Source organism: Streptomyces sp. NPDC047982, from assembly GCF_043204165.1.
Lineage (GTDB): Bacteria > Actinomycetota > Actinomycetes > Streptomycetales > Streptomycetaceae > Streptomyces.
The window spans coordinates 127,686-146,108 of record NZ_JBIDBS010000015.1 but is presented as its reverse complement, the minus strand read 5'-3'; the positions used below and the strand labels follow the sequence as shown (position 1 = coordinate 146,108).

Annotated in this window: 15 protein-coding genes and 1 other RNA gene; 13 read left to right on the top strand and 3 right to left on the bottom strand. The window is 71.4% G+C overall.

Going from position 1 to position 18,423, the window contains the following annotated elements; translation table 11 throughout:
- Positions 1 to 415 precede the first annotated feature (415 nt).
- A complete protein-coding gene (locus tag ACGF2V_RS19975) occupies positions 416 to 1,360 on the top strand; it encodes an LPXTG cell wall anchor domain-containing protein (RefSeq protein ID WP_362707283.1) in 945 nt (314 codons plus the stop codon).
- A 319-nt stretch (positions 1,361 to 1,679) separates the two neighbouring features.
- Here ACGF2V_RS19975 and ACGF2V_RS19970 read toward each other — a convergent pair whose 3' ends face one another.
- On the bottom strand, positions 1,680 to 1,874 hold the full coding sequence (locus ACGF2V_RS19970) for a hypothetical protein (RefSeq protein ID WP_351516633.1): 195 nt from the start codon (positions 1,872 to 1,874) through the stop codon (positions 1,680 to 1,682).
- Positions 1,875 to 2,144: 270 nt separating this feature from the next.
- Here ACGF2V_RS19970 and ftsE point away from each other — a divergent pair, with 270 nt between their 5' ends.
- The 5 genes from ftsE to ssrA all read left to right on the top strand — a co-directional run bounded on the left by ftsE (position 2,145) and on the right by ssrA (position 6,085).
- Positions 2,145 to 2,834: a cell division ATP-binding protein FtsE gene (gene ftsE / locus ACGF2V_RS19965; RefSeq protein ID WP_362620796.1), complete on the top strand. Its 690-nt coding sequence runs from the start codon at positions 2,145 to 2,147 to the stop codon at positions 2,832 to 2,834.
- 23 nt (positions 2,835 to 2,857) lie between these two features.
- Entirely contained in the window at positions 2,858 to 3,775 is a 918-nt protein-coding gene (gene ftsX / locus ACGF2V_RS19960; protein ID WP_362620794.1) for a permease-like cell division protein FtsX, read from the top strand.
- 67 nt (positions 3,776 to 3,842) lie between these two features.
- Positions 3,843 to 5,066, top strand: a complete 1,224-nt coding sequence (locus ACGF2V_RS19955) for a S41 family peptidase (protein ID WP_362620792.1) — start codon at positions 3,843 to 3,845, stop codon at positions 5,064 to 5,066.
- An 18-nt stretch (positions 5,067 to 5,084) separates the two neighbouring features.
- Entirely contained in the window at positions 5,085 to 5,579 is a 495-nt protein-coding gene (gene smpB / locus ACGF2V_RS19950) for an SsrA-binding protein SmpB (protein ID WP_362620791.1), read from the top strand.
- A 136-nt stretch (positions 5,580 to 5,715) separates the two neighbouring features.
- Positions 5,716 to 6,085: a transfer-messenger RNA gene (gene ssrA / locus ACGF2V_RS19945) on the top strand.
- A gap of 164 nt (positions 6,086 to 6,249) precedes the next feature.
- On the opposite strand, the gene ACGF2V_RS19940 is transcribed toward ssrA, so the two are convergent.
- Positions 6,250 to 7,533: an MFS transporter gene (locus ACGF2V_RS19940; RefSeq protein ID WP_362620789.1), complete on the bottom strand. Its 1,284-nt coding sequence runs from the start codon at positions 7,531 to 7,533 to the stop codon at positions 6,250 to 6,252.
- Positions 7,534 to 7,616: 83 nt separating this feature from the next.
- Here ACGF2V_RS19940 and ACGF2V_RS19935 point away from each other — a divergent pair, with 83 nt between their 5' ends.
- The 7 genes from ACGF2V_RS19935 to ACGF2V_RS19905 all read left to right on the top strand — a co-directional run bounded on the left by ACGF2V_RS19935 (position 7,617) and on the right by ACGF2V_RS19905 (position 16,085).
- A complete protein-coding gene (locus tag ACGF2V_RS19935) occupies positions 7,617 to 8,621 on the top strand; it encodes a LysR family transcriptional regulator (protein WP_389046419.1) in 1,005 nt (334 codons plus the stop codon).
- 215 nt (positions 8,622 to 8,836) lie between these two features.
- Complete coding sequence (locus ACGF2V_RS19930; protein ID WP_362707287.1) at positions 8,837 to 9,226, top strand: DUF4259 domain-containing protein; 390 nt, start codon at positions 8,837 to 8,839, stop codon at positions 9,224 to 9,226.
- Positions 9,227 to 9,306: 80 nt separating this feature from the next.
- Positions 9,307 to 9,867 carry a GNAT family protein gene (locus tag ACGF2V_RS19925; protein ID WP_362620865.1) on the top strand — a complete coding sequence of 187 codons (561 nt, stop codon included), beginning with the start codon at positions 9,307 to 9,309 and terminating at the stop codon, positions 9,865 to 9,867.
- Between the two features lie 193 nt (positions 9,868 to 10,060).
- Positions 10,061 to 10,714, top strand: a complete 654-nt coding sequence (locus ACGF2V_RS19920) for a CGNR zinc finger domain-containing protein (RefSeq protein ID WP_362707293.1) — start codon at positions 10,061 to 10,063, stop codon at positions 10,712 to 10,714.
- A gap of 216 nt (positions 10,715 to 10,930) precedes the next feature.
- The gene (locus ACGF2V_RS19915) at positions 10,931 to 13,396 is read left to right on the top strand and encodes a UvrD-helicase domain-containing protein (RefSeq protein ID WP_362707295.1); all 2,466 of its coding nucleotides are present in this window, start codon (positions 10,931 to 10,933) and stop codon (positions 13,394 to 13,396) included.
- A 645-nt stretch (positions 13,397 to 14,041) separates the two neighbouring features.
- On the top strand, positions 14,042 to 15,475 hold the full coding sequence (locus tag ACGF2V_RS19910; protein WP_362620782.1) for an NAD-dependent malic enzyme: 1,434 nt from the start codon (positions 14,042 to 14,044) through the stop codon (positions 15,473 to 15,475).
- A gap of 328 nt (positions 15,476 to 15,803) precedes the next feature.
- Positions 15,804 to 16,085, top strand: a complete 282-nt coding sequence (locus ACGF2V_RS19905) for an HU family DNA-binding protein (protein WP_017237029.1) — start codon at positions 15,804 to 15,806, stop codon at positions 16,083 to 16,085.
- A gap of 726 nt (positions 16,086 to 16,811) precedes the next feature.
- On the opposite strand, the gene murA is transcribed toward ACGF2V_RS19905, so the two are convergent.
- Complete coding sequence (gene murA / locus ACGF2V_RS19900) at positions 16,812 to 18,152, bottom strand: UDP-N-acetylglucosamine 1-carboxyvinyltransferase (protein ID WP_362620780.1); 1,341 nt, start codon at positions 18,150 to 18,152, stop codon at positions 16,812 to 16,814.
- Positions 18,153 to 18,423: the final 271 nt, after the last annotated feature.

The window sequence follows — 18,423 nt, the reverse complement described above, 5'->3', positions numbered from 1 at the left end:
CCGGGGGCCCGCGCCCCCCCCCCCGCGGCCCCCGCCCCCCCCCGGGCCCGGGGGGGGGGGCCCCCCCCCCCGGGGGCCCCCCCACCGCCGTTTGTCACAGGGCGGGCACGCGGACGCTGCGGAAGGGAGTTGGGGCCGCGGGGCGCGCGGACGGTGTGGCGAGTACGTCACAGTCGTGATGCTGAATGCCGGTCAACTGCGAGCAAACCGGTGCGCATTGCCTGGAACGGCCTTGACGTAATTCTTAACTGTGGACAGGGTGCTAGAGCAGCATGCGTATGTCCGGGACGGGTGTGAACGGGGGCGGGCGGCATGGCTACGACTCGATGTGGCGCCGTTCGGAGCGAACCCCGCGGAGCCGAGGCCCACATATGGCTGCTCCACTGACGAGAACAGCTACTGGGGGTAGCAACAGATGACCAAGAAGACGCGCGTACGCGTCGCGCGGATCGCCGCCGGTGCGGTGATCGCCGCAGGTGCCTCGCTCACCGCTGCCGGTGCGGCGTCGGCCACCGGAATGGTCGATGTGAATGTGCCCGGCCTGTCCGCCAACGCCGAGCTCGACGCAGGTCTGGGACTGGAAGGCGGCACCGAGGGCGGTGACGCGGCCGGTGGCGCCGATGTCGGCGGTGGCGGTGACGCCGCGGGTGGTGCCGATGTCGGCGGTGGTGACGCGGCCGGTGGTGCCGATGTCGGCGGTGGCGATGCTGCGGGTGGCGGCGACGCGGCCGGTGGCGGTGACGCCGCGGGTGGTGGTGACGCGGCCGGTGGCGGTGACGCCGCGGGTGGTGGTGACGCGGCCGGTGGTGGCGACCAGGCCGGTGGCCAGCAGGCCGGTGGCCAGCAGTCCGGCGGCAACGGCAACGGCGGCCAGCAGTCCGGCGGCAACGGCAACGGTGGCCAGCAGTCGGGCGGCAACGGCAACGGTGGCCAGCAGTCGGGCGGCAACGGCAACGGCGGCCAGCAGTCGGGCGGCAACGGCAACGGTGGCCAGCAGTCGGGCGGCAACGGCAACGGTGGCCAGCAGTCGGGCGGCAACGGCAACGGTTCCTCCGGCACGTCCGGGAGCGGCTCGTCCGGTACCACGGGCAACGCCTCCTCCGGCGGCGGCGACACCGGTTCCTCGACCGGGGATACCGGCACCTGCACCGTCGACCTCGACGGCGCGAAGTGCGCCGACAACACGACCCCGAACTCCGTCGGCAACCAGCCGGTGGCACAGAGCAAGGGCAAGGACGAGCTCGCCGAGACCGGTGCCGCCGAGACCACGTTCCTGCTGGTCGGCGCCGCGACGATGATCGCCGGGGGCATCGGCTTCCGGATCCTGCCGCGCCTGGTGAACGGTCGTACCGTCGCCTAAGGGCGGCCGCGCCGTGTAACCGCGCGTAAGCGCGGAGGGGCCCCGGGGGGCGCCCCCCCCCCCCGCCCCCCCCCCCACACCCCGGCCCACCCCCCCCCGCCCGAACCCCCCCCGACCCACCCCCCCCCCCACCCCCACCCCACCCCCCCCCCCCCCCCCACCCCCCCCCCCACCCCCCCCCCGCCCCCCCCGCCGCGGCCGGGCCGGGCCCCCCCCCCCCCCCCCCCCCCCCCCCCCCCCCTCCGCGTACACACGTGCCAAGCCCCGCCGTCCGTACCCGCCCCGTACGCACCCGCTCCAGCGGTTGCGCGGACCGGCGCTACACGGTCTGGTGCGCCAGCAGCGCCAGCGCGCCCAGCATCACGACCAGCAGGGCCACCAGCGTGACCGGGCTCAGTCCCGCGAGAACACCCTGCTCCTGCTGCAGCCGCTCCCGGCTCGCCCGGCACACGGGGCAGCGGCCCTCGCTCACGGGCGCCGCGCAGTTCGCGCACACCAGTCGGTCATAGGTCATGCGCTTTCCTCCTCCCGCGCGGCGGAGCCGCATATGCCTTCTCTCCGCACAACGCTCAGGGAAACGCAACCGTTCCCCCTCCCACTGTGCCAGCTCGCGCGGATTTCGGCGCGGCCCGTCGGAGATCACCCGTTCCGCAGCGCTTGCACCCCCGCTCGCGGCGGCTTCCGTTCCGCCATAAATCGCCCATCGAAGGACGTGCGCCTGCACGCGTCAGCCGGGTTCGCGTAAGGTCACGCACACCTACTCCCGGCCGACCGTGGTGCATCCGTGATCCGATTCGACAACGTCTCCAAGACCTACCCGAAGCAGAGCCGTCCCGCTCTCCGGGATGTGTCGCTCGATATCGAGAAGGGCGAGTTCGTCTTCCTGGTGGGCTCCTCCGGCTCCGGCAAGTCCACCTTCATGAAGCTCATCCTCCGCGAGGAACGCGCCAGCACGGGCTCGGTCCACGTCCTGGGCAAGGACCTCGCCCGCCTGTCCAACTGGAAGGTGCCGCACATGCGCCGCCAGTTGGGCACGGTGTTCCAGGACTTCCGTCTTCTCCCCAACAAGAGCGTCGCGCAGAACGTGGCGTTCGCGCAGGAGGTCATCGGCAAGCCGCGCGGCGAGATCCGCAAGGCCGTGCCCCAGGTCCTCGATCTGGTCGGCCTCGGCGGCAAGGAGGACCGGATGCCCGGCCAGCTCTCCGGTGGTGAGCAGCAGCGCGTGGCGATCGCGCGGGCGTTCGTGAACCGCCCCATGCTGCTGATCGCGGACGAACCCACCGGTAACCTCGACCCGCAGACCTCCGTCGGCATCATGAAGCTGCTGGACCGGATCAACCGGACCGGTACCACCGTGATCATGGCGACCCACGACCAGAACATCGTCGACCAGATGCGCAAGCGCGTCATCGAGCTGGAGAAGGGCCGTCTCGTACGTGACCAGGCCCGCGGCGTCTACGGCTACCAGCACTGAGCATCGAGCATTGAAAGGACGCCATGCGCGCCCAGTTCGTCCTGTCGGAGATCGGCGTCGGCCTCCGTCGCAATCTCACGATGACCTTCGCCGTCGTCGTCTCCGTCGCCCTCTCGCTCGCTCTGTTCGGCGGCGCGCTGCTGATGCGCGAGCAGGTCAGCACGATGAAGGACTACTGGTACGACAAGGTCAACGTCTCGATCTTCCTCTGCAGCAAGAGCGATGTGACCTCGACGCCCAAGTGCGCCAAGGGGGCCGTCACCGCTCAGCAGAAGAAGGAGATCGAGGCCGATCTCAAGAAGATGGACGCCGTCCAGACGGTCACGTACGAGTCGGCCGACGAGGCGTACAAGCACTACCAGGAGCAGTTCGGCGACTCGCCCATGGCGAGCAACATCACGCCGGACCAGATGCAGGAGTCGTTCCGGGTCAAGCTGCACGACCCGAAGAAGTACAAGGTCGTCGCCACCGCGTTCGCCGGTCGTGACGGGGTGCAGTCCGTCCAGGACCAGAGGTCGATCCTGGACAACCTCTTCGGGCTGATGAACGGCATGAACGTGGCGGCCGTCTTCGTGATGGTGCTGATGCTGGTGATCGCGCTGATGCTGATCGTGAACACCGTCCGGGTGTCCGCGTTCAGCCGACGGCGGGAGACCGGCATCATGCGGCTGGTGGGCGCCTCCGGCTTCTACATCCAGATGCCGTTCATCATGGAGGCCGCGTTCGCCGGTCTCATCGGTGGAGTGCTCGCCTGCGTGATGCTGCTGGCCGGGCGCTACTTCCTGATCGACGGCGGCCTCGCGCTCCAGAGCAAGCTGACCCTGATCGACTTCATCGGCTGGGACGCGGTCCTCACCAAGCTGCCCCTGGTGCTGGCGATCGGGCTGCTGATGCCCGCCGTTGCCGCTCTTCTCGCGCTTCGCAAGTACCTGAAGGTGTGACGAGATCCCCCGCGGGGGACGGCCAACCGTCCGTGGCCCTGTGGGGTGTTGTCCTAGACTCGACGCCATGTCGGGTCCCGCACGGTGTTTCGGGCCCCGCGGCGTGCGCCGCGGGGCCGCCCTGACATTGGTCTTCGCGTGCGCGCTGGCCACCGCGGCCGCCACCGGCTCGCTGCCGCGCGACAAGGCGAAGTCCCCGCGGCCGACGGCCCGTTCCGCCGCCCCCGTCACCTCCGCGGCCTCCGCCGCCTCCACCGTCGACGGCGACGAGGTCGCCTCGGCCGCCGCCCGCGCCGTGGCCGACGGCAAGTCCGGTACGGAAGCGGCCGAGAGGGTCGTCAGCCGCAGCGGGGACCGCTGGGGCGCGGTGTACGACGAGCGGCAGTACGAGGAGTTCGAGCAGGCGCTCGACGGCTCGTACACCGGTGTAGGGATCGCCGCGAAGCGCGCGGCCGACGGGCTGGTCGAGGTGGCCCGGGTGCAGCCCGGCGGCCCCGCCGACCTGGCCGGTATCGAGCCGGGCGACCTGCTCCGCACCATCGACGGCCGGCGGATGGACCGGCGCCCCGTCGCGGAGGCCGTCGCCCTGCTGCGCGGGGACCGTACGGAGGCGGCGGCGGGCAGCACGGTCGTCCTGGGCGTCCAGCGCGGCTCGGTCCTCCGTACGAAGACCCTGCACCGGGCCAGGCTCAGCACCGAGGCCGTCACCGTCCGGCGGATCGGACCGGAGCGTTCCGCACGCTCCGCGCCTTCTGCGGCGGTGCTGATCGACGTCGACTCGTTCACCAGGGGATCGGGTACCGAGGTGCGGGATGCGGTCCGCGAGGCCCCGGCCGGTGTCGGGGTGCTGCTCGATCTGCGGGGCAACTCCGGCGGCCTGGTCACGGAGGCCGTCACCGCCGCCTCCGCCTTCCTGGACGGCGGCCTGGTCGCCACGTACGACGTGCGCGGGGAACAACGGGCCCTCTACGCGGAGCCGGGCGGCGACACCGACCGCCCCCTCGTCGTCCTCGTCGACGGCGGCACGATGAGCGCCGCCGAGCTCCTCACCGGCGCGCTCCAGGACCGGGGCCGCGCCGTCACGGTCGGGTCGCGCACCTTCGGCAAGGGCTCGGTCCAGATGCCCAGCAGGCTCCCGGGCGGCGCGGTCGCCGAGCTGACCGTCGGCCACTACCGCACCCCGGCGGGGCGCGGCGTCGACGGCCGCGGCATCACCCCGGACCTCGTGGTCGACTCCGGCGCCGAGCAGCGGGCCGAGACGGTATTGAGTGGCCTCGGAGGCGGGTCGTAGTGCGAAAATGGCCGCACTATGGCTAAGGAAAAAGACACGGGGCGCAAGCTCATCGCGCAGAACAAGAAGGCGCGGCACGATTACCACATCCTCGACACCTACGAGTGCGGTCTCGTGCTCATGGGCACCGAGGTCAAGTCGCTGCGACTGGGGCGGGCCTCCCTGGTGGACGGCTTCGTCCAGATCGACGGGGGCGAGGCGTGGCTGCACAACGTCCATGTCCCGGAGTACGTGCAGGGCACCTGGACCAACCACTCGGCCAAGCGGAAGCGGAAGCTGCTGATGCACCGGGCCGAGATCGACAAGCTGGAGTCGAAGTCGAGCGAGACGGGCCACACCATCGTGCCGCTCGCGCTGTACTTCAAGGACAGCCGGGTCAAGGTCGAGATCGCGCTCGCCAAGGGCAAGAAGGAGTACGACAAGCGGCAGACCCTGCGCGAGAAGCAGGACCTGCGGGAGACCAACCGCGCGATCGCGGCGGCGCGACGGCGCCAGCGCGGCACCACCCGCTGAGCCGAGGCGGTCCGGCGGAAGGGTACGGCGGAGGGCGTACGGCCGGGGCTGCGGGAATAGGCTGGCATCGTCGCGCGTTGGTCACGTACGATGGCATCGCACCTCACAGCGGGTGCACGCATTGAAAACACAACATGGGGATGATCGGTTTCGACAGCGGCTGTCGAAGCAGGGGAAGCGTGTCGAGGAAGCGGCAATGATCTCGTAAACCATATGTCGCAACCAATAATCGCCAACACCAAGCGCGATTCCTTCGCCCTCGCTGCCTAAGTAGCGACGTGCGAAGTGTCAGCCCGGGGTTGATCCCGACCCGGATCCTGGCATCATCGAGGGATCTAAACTTCTAGACCCGGTCACGGGGCCTGGAAGGAAATCAAACAGTGACTGAGCCCGTCGGAGACTTGTTCGCGTGATCTCCGGGGCCGAGAAAAGCGCAGCGAACTGCACACGGAGAAGCCCTGATTCCGCACCGTTGGACGCGGGTTCGATTCCCGCCATCTCCACAATTCCCATGTGAACGAGGACCCCGTTGCCCAATGGCAGCGGGGTCCTCGTTCGTGCGTCCGGGTGTCCGTCCGGACGTCCCTGTGCTCACGCGGCCCGGCTTGTGCGCGCCGGGGCCGCGCGTTCAGGACCGTGCGCTCTGGTGCCCGCGTGCGTCCCGGTCCGGTCATTCCAGGCGCCGTGCCGGTACGCCGGTTCCTGGGACGCGGACCCCGGCCGCCGCGACGACGAGTGCCAGCCCTGCCGCGCACACCGGCACGGCGTAGCCCGTCACCTGTCCCGCGTGTTCCACCATCCAGCCGCCGGTCGCCGAACCTGCGGCGATTCCGCCCAGCAGCGCGGTCACGGCCAGGGTCATGCCCTCGTTCAACTGGGCCTCGGGGGTGAGGCGTTGGACCAGTGTCATGCCGGTGACCATCGTCGGGGCCGTTGCCGCGCCGGCCAGCAGCAGCGCGCCCGCGAGGGCGAGCAGCGAATCGGTCGAGGAGACGGCCAGCAGCGGCAGCGACATCAGCGCCGTCATCCCCGCCAGGCAGCCCAGCAGCCGCCGTCTGATGTCCGGGGCCGGGCGCAGCGATCCGTACCACAGCCCCGCCACGCACGAGCCGGCCGCCTGGAGGGCCAGGATCGCGCCGCCGGCGTGGGCGATCGTGACGACCTCCATCGCACCGAAGACCGCTCCGGTGGCGAGGAAGGCGGCGAGCAGGGCGGGCATGCCGGAGGCGCGGAGCGGGGAACACGCGTGGGTACGGGGCGCCACCGGTGGTTCCGTGGCGCGCTGGGCGGCGAAGATCAGTACGCCGGTCATCAGCAGGATCGCCCCGACAAGCGTCCCGGCCTCCGGGAAGAGCACCCCGCACAGCAGGGCGGCGAGGGCCGGGCCGAGCATGAAGCAGAGTTCGTCCGCCGCCTGTTCGAAGGAGTTCGCGGTGTGCAGGGTGGTCGGGTCGCCCCGGTGCAGATGGGCCCAGCGGGCCCGGGACATCCCGCCGGTGTTGGGGGTGGTGGCGGTCGCGGCGTAGCAGGCGAAGAGCGTCCAGTCCGGGGCGTCGTAGTGGACACAGAGCAGCAGAGCCAGCGATCCGAGCACGGCGATCGCGGTGGCGGGCACGGCCACCCTGGCCTGCCCGTACCGGTCGACGAGCCGGGCCGTCCAGGGTGCGACCACCGCCGTCGCGGCGAGGCCGGCCGCGGTGACGGCACCGGCCAGGGCATACGAGCCGCGCGATCCGGCGATCATGATCACCGCGCTGACGCTGAACATGCCCATGGGGAGCCGGGCGACGAGGTTGCCCACCGTGAACGCGCGGGCGCCAGGGGTGGCGAGGAGCCGGAAGTACGGGTTGACGGGTGTCGGGCGGGCGGGGGCACCGGTGCGGTGGGCGATGACCAGAAAGTCCCCGGAGAGGGCGAAGGCGGGGTTGGCGGGCGGATTTCTCTCGTACGGCATGGGGCAACCCTCGGGGCGTAGGGCCCCTGGGGTCCAACACCTTCTTGGTACCGATTAACGCATCTGCGTTGTAAATTTTCGGCGTGGTCTCCTGCACCGATCCGGACGCTTCGGTGCCGCACCGCGCCGACATCGCCCCCCGGCTGCTCCGCGCCTTCGTCGCCGTGGCCGAGGACCTGCACTTCACACGTGCCGCCGCCCGCCTCTACATCGCCCAGCAGGCGCTGAGTCGGGACATCCGCCGACTGGAACGCGAACTGGGCACGGAACTCTTCGTACGCACCACCCGGCAGGTCGTCCTCACCGCCCACGGGGAACGGCTCCTTCCGTATGCCCGGCGGGTGCTGGAGGCGCACGCCGACCTCGCCGCCGCCTTCGGGGACGCCGCGGACCGGCCGCTCTTCGTCGACCTCAACACCGACGGCATGACGGCCGCCCGCGTACTCGCCCGCGCACGCGAACTGGCCCCGGCGTGCGAGCTGATGGCGCGTTTCGAGAGCGGACTCACCTGGGCCGCGACGGAGATCCTCGCCGGGCGGCTCGACGTGTCCTTCGGCCGCGCCGCCGGACTCGACCCTGCGGTGCGGGCGCGGCTCGGCGTCCAGTCGGTGCGGTACGAGCCGATGGCCGTTCTGCTGCCCGCCGATCACCCGCTCGCCGGGCGGGAGGCCGTCGCCCTGGGCGACCTGGCGGGCGAGACCGTCTACGCGGGCGACGGAAATCCGCGTACGAGGGAGTGGACGGACCTCGCCCGGCTGCTCTTCGCGGAGTGGGGCATCGAACTGGCGCCTCCGGCTCCGCTCGCGGTCGGCGTGGCCGAGTTCCAGCGGGTCATGGCGAAGTCGCGGCACCCGGTGCTGTGCGTCGTCGGCTTCCCTCCGATGCCGGGCACCGTGGTGCGTCCGCTGGTCCGGCCCGTACCGGTCTCCCCGCTGTTGATGGTGTGGCCCAGGGGCCTGCGCCATCCGGGCCTCGACGCCCTGCGCGAGGCCGCGGCCCGGCTGGGGGCCGAGGAGGGCTGGTTGGTGCGGCCGGACGGGAGCTGGCTGCCGGAGGCCGATGCCGCGCTGATGTTGACGTGCGGCTGAGGGAGGCGGACCGACGCCGGCGCAGGTGGCGCCGCGCTGGTGCTGACGTGTGGCGGAGGGAGGCGGTCGGGACGGCGGCAGGCGGGACAGGGCAGCCGGGACAGGGGAGTGACGGTGCGCAAGGGCACCTGGTCCGGCCGCTGTTGTCAGTGCCGTGCGGTAGAACCTGGAGACAGTGCGGCACACGTGCGCGACGACCGGTGAAGGGGAGAACCATGGGCACCTGGGGCAGCGGGAATTTCCAGAGCGACACGGCGGCGGACCATCTGGCGGAGATCACCGGGCGCCTCGTCTCGGAGATCCAGGAGGCGATGGCGGGCGATCCGGTGGGTCTGGAACCCGACGACTACGGGGGAGTGGTCGTGCCGTGCGACATCGATCTGCTGTGCCTGATCGCGGATCAGGGGTATGTCGGTGCGGTGGTGCCGGAGCCGGCTGTGGCCGAGGCGTGGAAGAGGACGTTCATGGAGGTGTGGGAGCGGACCATCGACGATCTGGAGCCCACGGAGGGGTACAAGGAGGCCCGGCGGGCGGAGCTGAACCGCACGTTCGACCGGCTGGTGGACCTGGCGAGAGCGCGGCACGAGGCGAGTGAGGAGGAGTGAGGAGGAGTGAGGAGGCGGGCGCGGTGAGGCCCGTGCGGGCCGGGGGCCGCTCGGCGGCACGGGGGCAACCTGAAGGGGTGATCAGCGACTCGTATCAGCTCGACGCGGAGGTACGACTCCGCCCCGTCACCATGGCCGACGCCGCGTCCCTCGCCGAGGCGCTGACCCGCAGCCGCGCGTATTTGCGGCCCTGGGAGCCCCTGCGGCCCGAGGTCTTCTACACCGAGCGCGGGCAGCGGGAGCGGCTGTCCCAGACGCTCGCGGAGCAGGACGCGGGGCGGTCGATGTCGTGGGTGCTCGCGGACGAACAGGACCGCGCGGTGGGCGCGTTCAACCTCAACGGCATCGTGCTCGGACCGTTCCGCAGCGGCACGCTCGGCTACTGGGTCGACGTCGAGTACGCGGGACGGGGGCTGGCCACGGCCGCCGTGCGCCGCATCTGCGAAATGGCCAGGGACGACCTGCGGCTGCACCGGGTCTCGGCCGGGACGCTTCTGTACAACGTGGCGTCCCAGCGGGTGCTCGCCAAGTGCGGCTTCGAGGAGTACGGGGTGGCTCCGCGCTTTCTGCACATCGACGGCGAATGGCGCGACCACCGGCTGTTCCAGCGGATCCTGCACGACGACCCGCCGACCGGCTGAGCGCCGACCTCGGGGGGCGGGACGGCGTGGGAGCGCGCCGGCCCCGAGAGCCGTGGTGCGGCGTTCGTCGGTCACCCGGAGACCGTAACGGGCCTGGCCGCGCCGGCCCCCCAACGGCTTCAGGGGTTCCGGGCCGGTCGGCCGAGGGGCACTCTGGGGGAGACCTCCGGCAAAGACCCCGAGGCGGTGACATGTGCATGGCAACAGTAGGAGCGGGTACGACTGGCGGTTCGGCTTCGGCCGTCCCTGCCTGGACCTGGTGGCGACGGGGACCGGCACCTCCGGGACGTGCGAACTGCTCGACGGTCCCGAGCGGCTCGCCGACTGGCTGCTCGCCACCGGACTCGTACCGAGCGGCACCCACCTCGGTGCCGTGGACGACAACTGGGTGGTGCGCTTCCGGCAGTTGAGGACCGGCGTCGACCGGCTGCTGACGGCCGAACTCGGCGAAGGCCGCGGGTCCGAGGAAGCCCTCGACGCCCTGGAGCGGGTCAACGCGCTCGCCGCGGCGCCCCCGCCGGGCTTCCGGGCCGTGCGGGGCAGGGGCGGCACGCTGATACGGACGCTGAGCGGCGACCCCGAGTGCGGGGCGCTGCTGGCCGCCGTGGCCCGCGACGCCGTGGACCTCCTGACCGACCCGGTGGCGCGGGCCGGGCTGCGTCGCTGCGAGGCCGACAACTGCCGACGGCTCTATCTGGACACCTCGCGCGGGTACCGGCGCCGCTGGTGCTCCAGCGAGGCGTGTGGGAACCGGGAACGACTGGCCCGTCACCGGCGCCGGGCGGCGACCGCAGCGACTGCGGCGGTCACGGCTGTCACGGTGGCCACGGACGCCGATCCGGCATGACGGCGGAAAACGGACAGCGGAGGTGTCCGCCCCGCCGAGGCGGAGCGGACGCACGGCGCAAAGGCGCCGAGGGCGAGGCGGCGGCGCGGTGGGACGAGGGGGTGGGACGAAAGAGGAAGGGAGCCCGTCACGCCCTTCTCCGGCATGGCAGATGCGCGGCGGCCCCCCTTCGCATATGGTTGACGGCTGCCCGATGCACGTCAGAAGGGGGCCTCGGTGGCCGCGCAGGATGCCGCTGTCGATTCATTGCGGGACCGGGAGATCGGTGTCGAGCAAGAACATCTCGACCGTGTCTACCGTCGCCTCGAGGAGAAGATCCACGAGGCGGAGTTCCTCATGGACGACGCCGCCAAGCGGGGCCAGGTCGGCACCCCCGGAGCACTCGCCGAGCGCGACGCCCAGGTGTTCCGGGCCGGGATCCACCTCAACCGGCTGAACAGCGAGTTCGAGGACTTCCTCTTCGGACGCATCGATCTGCTGCTCGGCAAGGACGGCGAACGGGGCCCCGACGGCGCGTACACCTCGGTCGAGCCGGCCGACGACGCCGTGCGCGAGGACAAGTCCGCCGACATCGCGGAGACGCTGCACATCGGCCGGATCGGAGTCCTCGATTCCGAATACGCGCCCCTGGTCATCGACTGGCGTGCCCCGGCCGCCGCGCCCTTCTACCGGTCGACACCCAAGGACCCGGGCCGGGTGGTGCGCCGCCGGGTCATCCGTTCCAAGGGCCGGCGGGTCCTCGGCGTCGAGGACGACCTGATGCGTCCCGAACTGTCCGCGTACCTCGGCGGACAGCGGCTGCCCGTCATCGGTGACGGCGCCCTGATGGCGGCGCTCGGCCAGGCGCGCAGCCACACCATGCGGGACATCGTCTCCTCCATCCAGGCCGAGCAGGACCTCGTGATCCGGGCCCCCGCCGCCTCCGTCACCGAGGTGTCCGGCGGCCCCGGCACCGGCAAGACCGCCGTCGCCCTGCACCGCGCCGCGTACCTCCTCTACCAGGACCGTCGGCGCTACGCGGGCGGCATCCTCGTCGTCTCGCCGACCCCGCTCCTCGTCGCCTACACCGAAGGCGTGCTGCCCTCGCTGGGCGAGGAGGGGCAGGTCGCGATCCGCGCGGTCGGCTCGCTCTCCGACGAGGCGGCGGGCCCCGACGGCGCGACCGTCTACGACGAACCCGCCGTCGCCCGGATCAAGGGCTCCTCCCGGATGCTCCAGGTGCTGCGCAAGGCCGCGCGCGGCGCGCTGGAACGGCCCGGTGACCCGGGCGGGGCGAAGTGCCGCGACGGCGGCCAGCTCTCCTTCGGCGACGCGACCGACGTGACCGACGTGACCGGCCGGACCGAGACGACCGGCACGACGACTGGTGCTGCCGATGCGGTCGGGCCGATCGCCCCGGCCGTTGTGCCCCCGGCCACTCCGACCCGGCTGCGGGTCGTCGCGTTCGGCGCTCGTATCGAGCTGGACGCCGCCGAACTGCGCCGCATCCGGCAGTCGGTGCTCGGCGGCACCGCTCCGGTCAACCTTCTGCGCCCCCGCGCCCGCCGGATGCTTCTGGACGCCCTGTGGAACAAGTCGTCCGGCCGTGGCCGCTACACCGACCCCGAACTCGCCGCAGAACTGCGTTCCTCCTTCGACGAGGACATCTCCACGGAGACCCCCTTCATCGCGTTCCTGGACGCCTGGTGGCCCGAGCTCACCCCGCGCGGGGTGCTCGCCGCCATGGCCGACGAGAAGCGGCTCGGCCGCTGGTCGCGGCGGGTCCTCAACCAGGGCGAGGCACGCCGCCTGGCCCGTTCCCTGAAGCGGCTCGACCAGGACGGCAACGGCCCGCTCTCCGTGCACGACGTGGCGATGCTCGACGAGCTCCAGACGCTGCTCGGCACCCCGCACCGGCCGAGGAAGAAGCGCGAACTCGACCCGCTGGACCAGCTCACCGGCCTGGAGGAGCTGATGCCGCAGCGCGAGGAGACCCAGCGCGAGCGGGCCGAGCGGCTGGCCGCGGAGCGCACGGAGTACGCCCACGTCATCGTCGACGAGGCGCAGGACCTGACACCCATGCAGTGGCGCATGGTCGGTCGCCGCGGCCGGCACGCCACCTGGACGATCGTCGGAGACCCGGCCCAGTCCTCCTGGTCCGACCCGGACGAGGCCGCGCAGGCGCGCGACGAGGCGCTCGGCACCCGCCCGCGCCGTCACTTCACCCTCACGGTCAACTACCGGAACCCGGCGGAGATCGCCGAACTGGCGGCCAAGGTCCTCGCGCTGGCGATGCCCGGGACCGAGTCACCGACCGCGGTCCGCTCCACCGGCGTGAAGCCGCGCTTCACGGCCGTACGGGACGGCGACCTGGCCGCCTCGGTGCGTGAGGAGGCGCGTCGGCTGCTGGCCGAGGTCGACGGAACGGTCGGCGTGGTCGTCGCGATGAACCGCCGGGCGCAGGCCCGCGACTGGCTCGCCGGCCTCGGTGAGCGGGTGGTGGCGCTGGGCAGCCTGGAGGCGAAGGGCCTGGAGTACGACGCCACGGTGGTCGTCTCGCCCGCGGAGATCGCCGACGAGTCCCCGGCCGGCCTGCGCGTGCTGTACGTGGCGCTGACGCGCGCCACGCAGCAGCTCACGGTGGTCTCGGGCGAGCGGGACCTGCCCGACGAGGACGGGATCCCGGACCTGCTGCGGGACTGACGGCGCGTGCGGACTGACGGCGTGACCGGGACCGACGGCGTGCCCGGCCCTGGTCACGGTGCCGGTGGCGGTCCGCCCCGGCCGGGTGCGGGACCAGCGGTGTCCCGGGCCGGGTGCTCGACCGGACGAGGCGACGGAAGGCCCTGGACCGGGTCCGGTCCGGGTCCGGCCCAGCTTTCGAATCCGGACCGGAATTCGGACAGGGTTCCGGGAATCGCTTTTCTCGGGTGTTTGTTAGCCTGGTGTGCGGCACCGGCTCGATCCAAGCCCCCGGGCCCAACCTTCGTCGCTTCGAGCGACCACTTGCCGCGAGGCGAGCATGGCGGGTCGGTGCCGTTCAAGCAGATGACAGACCCGCGTCACCTCCTGGTGGCGCGGGTCTGTTCTGGTTCACGAGGGCGGCACGCGCTCGATCCGGTTCGTCCCGTGCGTACCGGCCGGGCGCATCGGACGCACCGGCCGAATGCGTCGGACGTCCCGCACCTGTCCGTCGAGCCCATGACATCTCGTAGGGTGGAAACCGGTTTTCGAGATGTGGCAGTCATTACCGGCTACTGGTCGGTAGGTGCGACGATCGGAAAGCACGTCCGAGGCGAGCGCCCCGGCCGCGCGGCAATGAAGCTAAGGAAAGCGAAGGACTCGGCCATGGCAACGGCGCCCAGCGTCTCGTACTCGATGACGGTCAGGCTGGAGGTGCCCGCGAGCGGCACTTCCGTCTCCCAGCTCACCACGGCCGTCGAGTCCTCCGGCGGTTCGGTCACCGGCCTCGACGTGACCGCGTCCGGCCACGAGAAGCTGCGGATCGACGTCACCATCGCCGCCACCTCCACCGCGCACGCCGACGAGATCGTCGAGAATCTGCGCGGCATCGAGGGCGTCGTCCTGGGCAAGGTCTCCGACCGTACGTTCCTGATGCACCTCGGCGGCAAGATCGAGATGGCGTCCAAGCACCCCATCCGCAACCGCGACGACCTCTCGATGATCTACACCCCGGGCGTGGCCCGTGTCTGCATGGCGATCGCCGAGAACCCCGAGGACGCGCGCCGCCTCACCATCAAGCGCAATTCCGTCGCAGTTGTGACGGACGGCTCCGCGGTGCTGGGCCTCGGCAACATCGGGCCGAAGGCCGCGCTGCCCGTGATGGAGGGAAAGGCGGCCCTCTTCAAGCGGTTCGCCGGCATCGACGCCTGGCCGATCTGCCTGGACACCCAGGACACCGACGCCATCGTCGAGATCGTCAAGGCGATCGCGCCCGGCTTCGCGGGCATCAACCTGGAGGACATCTCCGCACCCCGCTGCTTCGAGATCGAGGCACGCCTGCGCGAGGCCCTGGACATCCCGGTGTTCCACGACGACCAGCACGGCACCGCCATCGTGGTGCTGGCCGCGCTGACCAACGCGCTTCGCGTGGTGGACAAGGGAATCGGGGACGTCCGGGTCGTCATGTCCGGCGCCGGAGCGGCCGGCACGGCCATCCTCAAGCTCCTCATCGCCGCGGGCGTCAAGCATGCCGTCGTCGCCGACATCCACGGCGTGGTGCACGAGGGCCGCGAGGACCTGGTCTCCGCCGCCGCCGACTCCCCGCTGCGCTGGATCGCGGACAACACCAACCCCGAGTCCGTCACCGGCACCCTCAAGGAGGCCGTCGTCGGCGCCGACGTCTTCATCGGCGTCTCCGCCCCGAACGTCCTGGACGGCTCCGACATCGCGGCCATGGCCGACGGTGCGGTCGTGTTCGCGCTCGCGAACCCGGACCCCGAGGTGGACCCGGCAATCGCCCGTCAGACGGCCGCAGTTGTCGCCACCGGTCGTTCCGACTTCCCGAACCAGATCAACAACGTGCTGGTCTTCCCGGGCGTCTTCCGCGGCCTGCTCGACGCCCAGTCCCGCGCAGTCAACACGGACATGATGCTCGCGGCGGCCCGCGCACTCGCCGACGTCGTCGCCGAGGACGAGGTGAACGCGAACTACATCATCCCGTCGGTCTTCAACGACAAGGTCGCGGGCGCGGTCGCCGGCGCCGTCCGGGACGCGGCGAAGGCCGCCGGAGGCGCTGTGACGGGCCCCACGTCGATGTGACCCAGGTCGGACCGGCCTACGGCGCGTCGCGGGTCGCGGCGCCACAAACGCCCCTTTAGGGTGGGCGGGCGGCGCGTCCCGCACAGCCCCGCACCCGCTGCGGACTGCTTCCGCGGCATCGACGGAACGTCACCACGGCGAGGAAGTGGTGCTTTTCGTGTGACTCCGGAGGGTGCCGGATTGGCTTTCCCGCCGCAGGTGGGGGCAGGATGCGTAATCGGGCGCGAGGGTCTGACGAAAGACCCGGGTCCGGGGACTGTCCGAGGGCCCTGGCAGCATCGGCTTCGATCTCACGCCTCACAGGCAAGAAGAACACGGGAGTAACAACATGAACCGCAGTGAGCTGGTGGCCGCCCTGGCCGACCGTGCCGAGGTGACCCGCAAGGACGCCGACGCCGTGCTGGCCGCGCTCGCCGAGACCGTCGGTGAGGTCGTCGCCAAGGGCGACGAGAAGGTCACCATCCCCGGCTTTCTGACCTTCGAGCGCACCCACCGTGCCGCTCGCACCGCTCGTAACCCGCAGACCGGCGACCCGATCAACATCCCGGCCGGTTACAGCGTGAAGGTCTCCGCGGGCTCCAAGCTCAAGGAAGCCGCCAAGGGCAAGTAAGCCCCCATGACGCGACGAAGGGCGGGCACCCGGCCAAGGGTGACCGCCCTTCCGTGTTACCGGCCCGAGAGGGCCCTTGCGGCCTCTCCTTCGTCTGTCCGGGCCCTTCCATGGCTCGTCCGGGGCGGTACGCACACCGCCTGGGCCGGGCCGAGAGGCTCCAGCCGGGGCCGCGAGACGCGGCAACCCGGCATACCTTCGGCGGGACGCCGAACTGCTCCCACCGCGCGATCCCACCGGGCATCGGAAGGCTCCCACCCTCTATGCCGGACGCCCGACCGGGGCCCGTGAACGGCGTACGTGAACGGGGCCGCTGACCGGCTCCATGAACGCCGACGAGGCCCCGCCGGCCACGAAGAACCCTCAGGAGGCCCCGCACCGGCCATGGACGACCGGACGGATCCTGCGGCGGGCCATGAAACGCCGGACGCCGGACGCCGTCCGAAAAAAGAGGTCCGTGAAGGCCGGACGGGGGGGCAGTGAGGCCGGACGGGGGTCCGTGAGGCCGGACGGGGGTCCGTGAAAGCCGGACGGGGTCCCTGAACGCCTCAGGGGCCCGGGGCAGCGCCCCGAACCCCCTCAGCAGCCGTCGGCCGCACACGGACCTGGCCCGGCACCGGCTCGCCACCGGCCCCGGACCCGTCCCGACACCGCCCCGGGACGTGCCCGGGGCCATGGCCGGACCGCATGGCCGGACTGCCGTGGCCCGGACCGGACCGCTGTGACTCAGACCAGTGCCCCGCCCGGCAACTCCACGTTCGCGCCCAGCTTCTCCAGCTTCTCCATGAAGTTCTCGTAGCCGCGGTTGATCAGGTCGATGCCGTGCACCCGCGAGGTGCCCTGGGCCGCGAGTGCCGCGATCAGGTACGAGAAGCCTCCGCGCAGGTCGGGGATGACCAGATCCGAGCCCTGCAGCTTCGTGGGCCCGGACACGACCGCCGAGTGCAGGAAGTTGCGCTGGCCGAAGCGGCAGTCCGAGCCGCCCAGGCACTCGCGGTAGAGCTGGATGTGCGCGCCCATCTGGTTGAGCGCGGAGGTGAAGCCGAGCCGCGACTCGTACACCGTCTCGTGGACGATGGACAGGCCCGACGCCTGCGTCAGGGCCACGACCAGCGGCTGCTGCCAGTCGGTCTGGAAGCCGGGGTGCACGTCCGTCTCCAGGGCGATGGCGTTCAGCGCGCCGCCGGGGTGCCAGAAGCGGATGCCCTCGTCGTCGATCTCGAACGCGCCACCCACCTTGCGGAAGGTGTTCAGGAACGTCATCATCGAGCGCTGCTGTGCGCCCCGCACGTAGATGTTGCCCTCGGTGGCCAGCGCCGCGGACGCCCAGGAGGCCGCCTCCAGGCGGTCCGGGATCGCGCGGTGCGTGTAACCGTCCAGACGGTCGACACCGGTGATCCGGATCGTCCGGTCGGTGTCCATCGAGATGATCGCGCCCATCTTCTGCAGCACGCAGATGAGGTCCTCGATCTCCGGCTCGACCGCCGCGTTGGACAGTTCGGTGACGCCCTCGGCGAGCACCGCCGTCAGCAGCACCTGCTCGGTGGAGCCCACCGACGGGTACGGCAGCCGGATCTTTGTGCCGCGCAGCCGCTGCGGGGCCTCCAGGTACTGGCCGTCCGCGCGCTTCTCGATGGTCGCGCCGAACCGCCGCAGCACGTCGAAGTGGAAGTCGATCGGCCGGCCGCCGATGTCGCACCCGCCGAGCCCGGGGATGAACGCGTGGCCGAGCCGGTGCAGGAGGGGGCCGCAGAAGAGGATCGGGATGCGCGAGGAACCCGCGTGGGCGTCGATGTCGGCGACGTTGGCGCTCTCCACATGGGTCGGGTCCAGGACCAGCTCCCCCGGCTCGTCACCCGGGCGCACCGTCACACCGTGCAGTTGCAACAGCCCCCGCACCACCCGCACGTCGCGGATGTCGGGCACGTTGCGCAGTCTGCTGGGCCCGCTGCCGAGCAGCGCGGCGACCATCGCCTTCGGCACCAGGTTCTTGGCGCCTCTGACGCGGATCTCGCCCTCCAGCGGGGTTCCGCCGTGGACAAGCAGGACATCGTCTGTGCCGGTCATGGATCTCGCGTTCCGGAGTGGTCGGGCAGGGGCCAAACGAAAGGGTAATGGCCCATCGTCCCCCTTCCCGCAGGGAACCCGGGCTGCGCGGACGTCATGAACTCGCCACAACACGCTCTGTTTCTCCACTCTTGCGGAGGGTTACCGTCCGCTAAGCTTTCCGGTCCGCTCCGTCGCGCTCGCCGTTCGACCCGCCGTGCCCGCCCGCCCGCGCGCTCCTCGTGCATCCGTGCGCCTGAGCTGCGTGCGGGAGCCGTGTCAGCGACCGGAG

Excerpts from the sequence above, each read along its gene's own strand:
- ACGF2V_RS19940 (WP_362620789.1), bottom strand. The coding sequence starts at position 7,533 with ATGCCGTACGAGAGAAATCCGCCCGCCAACCCCGCCTTCGCCCTCTCC.
- ACGF2V_RS19955 (WP_362620792.1), top strand. The coding sequence starts at position 3,843 with ATGTCGGGTCCCGCACGGTGTTTCGGGCCCCGCGGCGTGCGCCGCGGG.
- ACGF2V_RS19910 (WP_362620782.1), top strand. The coding sequence starts at position 14,042 with ATGGCAACGGCGCCCAGCGTCTCGTACTCGATGACGGTCAGGCTGGAG.
- ftsX (WP_362620794.1), top strand. The coding sequence starts at position 2,858 with ATGCGCGCCCAGTTCGTCCTGTCGGAGATCGGCGTCGGCCTCCGTCGC.
- smpB (WP_362620791.1), top strand. The coding sequence starts at position 5,085 with ATGGCTAAGGAAAAAGACACGGGGCGCAAGCTCATCGCGCAGAACAAG.
- ACGF2V_RS19905 (WP_017237029.1), top strand. The coding sequence starts at position 15,804 with ATGAACCGCAGTGAGCTGGTGGCCGCCCTGGCCGACCGTGCCGAGGTG.
- ACGF2V_RS19930 (WP_362707287.1), top strand. The coding sequence starts at position 8,837 with ATGGGCACCTGGGGCAGCGGGAATTTCCAGAGCGACACGGCGGCGGAC.
- murA (WP_362620780.1), bottom strand. The coding sequence starts at position 18,152 with ATGACCGGCACAGACGATGTCCTGCTTGTCCACGGCGGAACCCCGCTG.
- ACGF2V_RS19975 (WP_362707283.1), top strand. The coding sequence starts at position 416 with ATGACCAAGAAGACGCGCGTACGCGTCGCGCGGATCGCCGCCGGTGCG.
- ACGF2V_RS19970 (WP_351516633.1), bottom strand. The coding sequence starts at position 1,874 with ATGACCTATGACCGACTGGTGTGCGCGAACTGCGCGGCGCCCGTGAGC.